Source organism: Sphingopyxis soli, from assembly GCF_018682675.1.
In the GTDB taxonomy this organism is placed as follows: domain Bacteria; phylum Pseudomonadota; class Alphaproteobacteria; order Sphingomonadales; family Sphingomonadaceae; genus Sphingopyxis; species Sphingopyxis soli.
Genome location: NZ_JAFMTR010000105.1, coordinates 23637 through 29778 on the forward strand (window position 1 = coordinate 23637; position 6142 = coordinate 29778).

General features: G+C 68.0%; 6 protein-coding genes. All 6 read left to right on the top strand.

All coding sequences use genetic code 11. The features are described from left to right. The first annotated feature begins 2 nt into the window (after positions 1–2). Positions 3–1361 carry an aminomethyl-transferring glycine dehydrogenase subunit GcvPA gene (gcvPA, locus tag J1N50_RS15965; protein WP_215355513.1) on the top strand — a complete coding sequence of 453 codons (1359 nt, stop codon included), beginning with the start codon at positions 3–5 and terminating at the stop codon, positions 1359–1361. Next, positions 1358–2950 (top strand): aminomethyl-transferring glycine dehydrogenase subunit GcvPB, encoded by a 1593-nt coding sequence (gene gcvPB / locus J1N50_RS15970; protein WP_215355515.1) that lies wholly within the window; start codon positions 1358–1360, stop codon positions 2948–2950. The genes gcvPA and gcvPB overlap by 4 nt, the downstream gene beginning before the upstream one ends. Then, positions 2947–3285: a hypothetical protein gene (locus J1N50_RS15975; protein ID WP_215355517.1), complete on the top strand. Its 339-nt coding sequence runs from the start codon at positions 2947–2949 to the stop codon at positions 3283–3285. Before gcvPB ends, J1N50_RS15975 begins: the two co-directional genes overlap by 4 nt. A 23-nt stretch (positions 3286–3308) precedes the next feature. Continuing rightward, a complete protein-coding gene (locus J1N50_RS15980) occupies positions 3309–3758 on the top strand; it encodes an ABA4-like family protein (protein ID WP_215355519.1) in 450 nt (149 codons plus the stop codon). Further along, a complete protein-coding gene (locus J1N50_RS15985) occupies positions 3755–4390 on the top strand; it encodes a DUF938 domain-containing protein (RefSeq protein ID WP_215355521.1) in 636 nt (211 codons plus the stop codon). The genes J1N50_RS15980 and J1N50_RS15985 overlap by 4 nt, the downstream gene beginning before the upstream one ends. A 104-nt stretch (positions 4391–4494) precedes the next feature. Then, the gene (locus J1N50_RS15990) at positions 4495–6054 is read left to right on the top strand and encodes a fatty acid--CoA ligase (protein ID WP_215355523.1); all 1560 of its coding nucleotides are present in this window, start codon (positions 4495–4497) and stop codon (positions 6052–6054) included. Positions 6055–6142 lie beyond the last annotated feature (88 nt).

Consider the following 6142-nt stretch of genomic DNA (forward strand, 5'->3'; position numbering starts at 1 on the left):
TCATGCGCTATCTTCCTCTCACCAGCGGCGACCGGTCGGCGATGCTCGCCGCCGTCGGCGCCTCGTCGATCGACGATCTGTTCGTCGACGTTCCCGCCGAGGCGCGGCTCGACGGCCCGATCCCCGGCCTGCCGAACCACGCCAGCGAGCTCGCGGTCGAACGCCATATGGCGGCGCTGGCGCGGCAGAATCGTGCGGCGGGCGACGGACCCTTCTTCCTCGGCGCTGGCGCGTACCGCCACCATGTGCCGTCGAGCGTCGACCATCTGATCCAGCGCGGCGAGTTCCTGACCGCCTACACGCCGTACCAGCCCGAAATCGCGCAGGGCACGCTGCAGATGCTGTTCGAATTCCAGAGCCAGGTCGCGCGCCTGCTCGGCACCGACGTCGCGAATGCGTCGATGTACGACGGCTCGACCGCCTGCTGGGAAGCGATCGTGATGGCGCGGCGCGTCACCCGGCGCGGCAAGGCTTTGCTTTCGACCGGCCTTCACCCCCATTACCGCAGCGTCGCGCGGACGATGGCGAAATATACCGGCGACGTGCTCGTCGACGGCGATCCCGGTCTCGAAGCCGCAACGGACTGGGCGGCGCTGACGCAGGCGATCGACAAGGACACCAGCTGTGTCGTCGTCCAATATCCCGACATCCTTGGCCGCATCGATGATATGTCCGCGCTGGCCGCCGCGTGCCAGGCGGCGGGTGCGCTGCTGGTCGCGGTCGTCACCGAACCCGTCGCGCTCGGCGCGATCAAGGCGCCGGGCGAGATGGGCGCCGATATCGTCGTGGGAGAGGGGCAGTCGATCGGCGTCGGATTGCAGTTCGGCGGGCCCTATCTCGGGCTGTTCGGTTGCAAGGCGAAATATGTTCGCCAGATGCCCGGGCGCCTGTGCGGCGAGACGGTCGACGCCAATGGCAAGCGCGGCTTCGTGCTGACGCTCTCGACGCGCGAGCAGCATATCCGCCGCGAGAAGGCGACGAGCAATATCTGCACGAACTCGGGGCTTTGCGCGCTGGCGTTCAGCATTCACATGACGCTGCTCGGCGAGGCGGGGCTGCGTCAGCTCGCCGCGATCAACCATGGACGGGCTACGGCCGCCGCGGCGGAACTGGCGAAGGTGCCCGGCGTGTCGGTGATGAACAGCGGCTTCTTCAACGAATTCACCCTGCTGTTGCCGACGGCGGCGCGACCGGTCGTTCACCGGCTGGCGGAGAAGGGCGTGCTCGGCGGCGTGTCGCTCGGCCGCCTTTACCCCGACAATGCCGCGCTGGCGAACGGGCTCGTCGTTGCGGTGACCGAGACCGTGACCGAAGAGGATATTGCCGCCTTTGCCGCGGCGCTGAAGGAGGTGCTGGCATGACCGCGCTCAACCGCGCCGGCTGGCGCCCCGAAATGACCGCCGGCGGCGCCGACGACAATGTGACCTTCACCGGCAACCGCGCGCTGATGCTCGAAGAGCCGCTGATCTTCGAGATCGGCTCGAACGCGACCACCGGCGTCGATTTCGACGAGACCGCGCCTTCGGGCAACCTCGGCGCGCTCGCGCGTACGGCGCCGATCGGCCTGCCGGGCCTCAGCGAGTCCGAAACGGTGCGCCACTACACGCGCCTGTCGCGCCAGAATTATGCGATCGACCTCGGCCTCTTCCCGCTCGGCAGCTGTACGATGAAGCACAACCCGCGCCTCAACGAAAAGGTCGCGCGCTTGCCGGGCTTCGCCGACGCGCACCCGCTGCAGCCGCAGGAGACGGTGCAGGGCGCCTATGCCGTGATCCACGAGCTCGCCGAATGGCTGGTGACGCTGACCGGCATGCACAGCGTCGCCATGTCGCCCAAGGCGGGCGCGCATGGCGAGCTTTGCGGCATCCTCTGCATCAAGGCAGCGCTCGAAGCGCGCGGCGACGACCGCCGCGTGCTGCTCGTTCCCGAAAGCGCGCACGGCACCAACCCCGCGACCGCGGCCTTTGCGGGCTTCACCGTCGAGGATATTCCGGCGACCGCCGAAGGCCGCGTCGACCTGGCGGCGCTGAAGGCGCGCCTCGGCCCCGATGTCGCAGGGGTGATGGTCACCAACCCCAACACCTGCGGCCTGTTCGAGCGCGACATGCGCGCGATCTCGGACGCCGTCCATGCGGCGGGCGGCTATGTCTATTGCGACGGCGCGAACTTCAACGCGATCGTCGGCCGCGTGCGCCCCGGCGACCTCGGCGTCGATGCGATGCACATCAACCTGCACAAGACCTTCTCGACCCCGCACGGCGGCGGCGGCCCCGGTTCGGGCCCGGTCGTGCTGTCCGAAGCGCTCGCGCCCTTCGCGCCGCTGCCCTTCGTCACGAAGCAGGCCGACGGCGGTTTCCGCCTGATCGAGGAGGAAAGCGCGGGCGAGGATCATCCCGCGACCTTCGGCCGCATGACCGCCTTCCACGGCCAGATGGGCATGTTCACCCGCGCGCTGGCCTATATCCTCAGCCACGGCGCCGACGGGCTCCGGCAGGTCGCCGAGGATGCCGTGCTCAACGCCAATTACATCCTGCGCAATCTCGACGATGTGCTCGACGCGCCGTTCGGCCCCTCGGGTCCGTGCATGCACGAGGCGCTGTTCAGCGACAAAGGCCTCGCCGAGGGCTTCTCGACCCTCGACGTCGCCAAGGGGCTGATCGACGAGGGCTATCACCCGATGACGGTCTATTTCCCGCTCGTTGTCCACGGCGCGATGCTGGTCGAACCGACCGAGACCGAGTCGAAGGCGGTGCTCGACCAGTTCATCGGCGCGCTGCGCAGCATCGCGCTGCGCGCGAAGAACGGCGATCCGGCGCTGAAGTCGGCGCCGCACTTCGCCCCGCGCGCGCGGCTCGACGAGACGAAGGCCGCGCGCAGCCCGGTGCTGGCGTGGAGCGAACCAGCGGTTGCGCCGGGCGCGCCGTCGCTGAGCGAGATCGGCGGCAGTTGAGCGAGGCGCCCGACCGCGCGGCGAAACGCACCGCTGCAGGCTGCCTCGCCGCCGGCGCGCTGTTCGCGGTGGTTTTCATCGCGGTGTGGCTCGCCGCGATCACGCTCTACGGGCTTGTCGTCGAGCAGTGGGAGATGGTGAGCGTCCGCCGCGAGTTCGGCTATGAATGGGCGTTCCTCTATGCACCGCTGATCGCGTTCGGGCTCGCCACCGCCGCGGCGTTCGTCGCGACGCGGCGTCTGCCTGCCGCGCGCCTCACTCTGCTGATTGTGACCGTCGGTCTGGTTGCGCTGTTCGTGGGCATCCTGCTCTTCGGACTCGGCGGCTTGCTTTAGAGCGCGATGAAAAGGGGGACATCATGAGCTGGAACACCATCTATTTGCTGGCAAACTATTGGGCGTTCGCGGGCTGGGCGCTGCTCGCCTTCGCGCCGCGCAGCCCGCGTATCCTGTCGTTCGTCATGTATGCCGGGGTGTTCCTGCTCTGCCTTCTCTACGTCGTCCTGATCGCCGGCTTCCTGTCGGGCGGGATCGATCCGGGCGGGCAGGGCAGCGGCGGCGATTTCTCGTCGCTCGCGGGGGTGATGAAATTGTTCGACACGCCCGGCGGGACCACGATGGGGTGGGTGCATTATCTCGCCTTCGACCTGTTCACCGGCATGTGGATCGCGCGCGATGCCGATGCCAAGGGCTTCAGCCGCATCGTGCAATTCCCGTTCCTGTTCCTGACCCTGATGGTCGGTCCGGTCGGCCTGTTCCTGTGGCTGATCGTGCGCGAACGCCGCGCGCGGGCGCAGGCGAAGGCGTGACGTCGCTGCCCTGGACACCGGGTGAGGGCGGGACCGAAGCCAGGCGCCACGCGCCCGCGACGCTGCGCAACCGGGACGCCATCGTGGCGGTGCTGGCCGATTGGCTGCCGTCCGCGGGCGCCGTGCTGGAGGTCGCGAGCGGGTCGGGCGAGCATATCGTCCATTTCGCCGCCGCCTTTCCGCATCTGGACTGGCAGCCGAGCGATCCCGATCCCGACGCCCTGACGTCGATCGCCGCCTGGAGCGCCGAGGCCGGGCTGGCCAACCTCGCCCCGCCGCTGATGATCGACGCGGCTTCGCCCGACTGGCCGCTCGACAGCGCCGATGCGCTCCTGTGCATCAACATGGTCCATATCAGCCCCTGGGCCGCGACGCCCGGCCTGTTCGCGGGCGCTGCGCGGCTGCTTCCTGTCGGCGCGCCGCTGGTCTTGTACGGACCCTATGTGGAGGCTGATGTCGCGACCGCAGAGAGCAACCTCGCCTTCGACGCCAGCCTCCGCGCGCGCAATCCCGAGTGGGGTCTGCGCGACACCGCCGATGTCAAGGCGGCCGCCACCGAAGCCGGCTTCGCTTTCGCCGAACGTCGCGCGATGCCCGCCAACAATCTGATGCTGCTGTTCCGCCGCGACTGACCGGCCGTCGTGGCAGGTCGGCCAATCGCGGCTTTACGTCGGCGCGCGAGCCGTTAGCCTCTTCGTAACCGCGCAAAACGACGCGATTCGATGGAGAGCGACAGATGGCCCGCGACGTCTCGGACCTTTTTACATTCGACGAATTCCTGACCCATTGGGCGGCGGATCGGCCCGACCGGCCGGCGATGCGCGAAGAGGATCGCCTGTTCACCTATGGCGAACTGGAAGAGCGCACCGCGCGCGTCGCGACCGCACTGCTCGCGGCGGGGCTGCAAAAGGGCGACCGCATCGCCTGGATCGGCAAGAACAGCGACCTCTATTTCACCCTCTTCTACGGCGCCGCGCGCGCGGGCATCGTGATGGCGCCGATCGGCTGGCGCCTGTCGCCGACCGAATGGGCCTATGTCGTCAACGACACCAAGGCCAAGATCGTCTTCACCGGCCCCGGCTTCGACGCGGTGCCCGACCAGCTCGCGGGCAAGCTCGAGCATGGTCCGCGCATCATCGGCGCCGACGAGGCGCGTACCTTGATCGCGAACACCGCCCGCGCGTCGTTCGCCCCCTCGGGACAGGACGATGCGGTGCTTCAGCTCTACACCTCGGGCACCACCGGCAATCCCAAGGGCGCGGTACTGTCGAACCGTAACCTCTTCGCGCTGCGCAAGCATTCGAACGAAGCCGACATGCCCTATACCAAGTGGGAGGATGACGAGGCGGTGCTCGTCGCGATGCCGTGCGCGCATATCGGCGGCACCGGGCTCGGCATCATGGCGCTCGCCGCGGGGCTTCCGGGCATCATCCTGGCCGAGTTCAACCCCGACGGCGTGTTCGACGCGGTCGAGCATCATGGCGTCACACGCTTCTTCATGGTTCCCGCGGCGCTGCAGATGCTGCTGATGCACCCGCGCTGCGCCAGCGTCGATTACAGCCGCCTCAAATATATCCTCTACGGCGCGGCGCCGATCCCGCTCGAGCTGCTGCGCCAGTGCATCAAGATGTTCGGCGCGCAGTTCATCCAGGCTTACGGGATGACCGAGACGACGGGCACGATCTGCATGCTGCCGCCCGAAGACCATGATCCGGAAGGCAACGCGCGGATGCGCTCGGCGGGCAAGGCGCTGCCCGGCGTCGAGATCCGCATCCTCGGTCCCGACGGCCAGGGCGTCCCGACCGGCGAGGTCGGCGAGGTCGTCACCCGCTCGTCGAACAATATGATCGGTTACTGGAACCTGCCCGAGGCGACCGCGAAGACGATGACCGCCGACGGCTGGATCCACACCGGCGACGCCGGCTATCTCGACGAGGACGGCTATCTGTTCATCCACGACCGGATGAAGGACATGATCATCTCGGGCGGCGAGAATGTCTATCCGGCAGAGGTCGAGAGCGCGATCTTCGGTCACCCCGCGGTGCAGGAGGTCGCGGTGATCGGCATCCCCGACCAGAAATGGGGCGAGACGGTGAAGGCGGTTGTCGTGCCCAAGCCCGGCATGAGCGTCGAGGAGGCCGACATCATCGCCTGGGCGCGCGAACGCATCGCGGCGTTCAAAGCGCCGCGCAGCGTCGACGTGATCGAAGCGCTGCCCCGCAACGCCAGCGGCAAAATCCTGCGCAAGGACCTGCGCGCGCCCTATTGGGAGGGCTATGAGCGGATGGTGAATTGAGAAGAGGCAGCAAACGACCGGTTGTTGCCACGGAATTCCTCCCTGTGGCGTAGCCATGGGGAGGTGGCAGCGCGAAGCGCTGACGGAG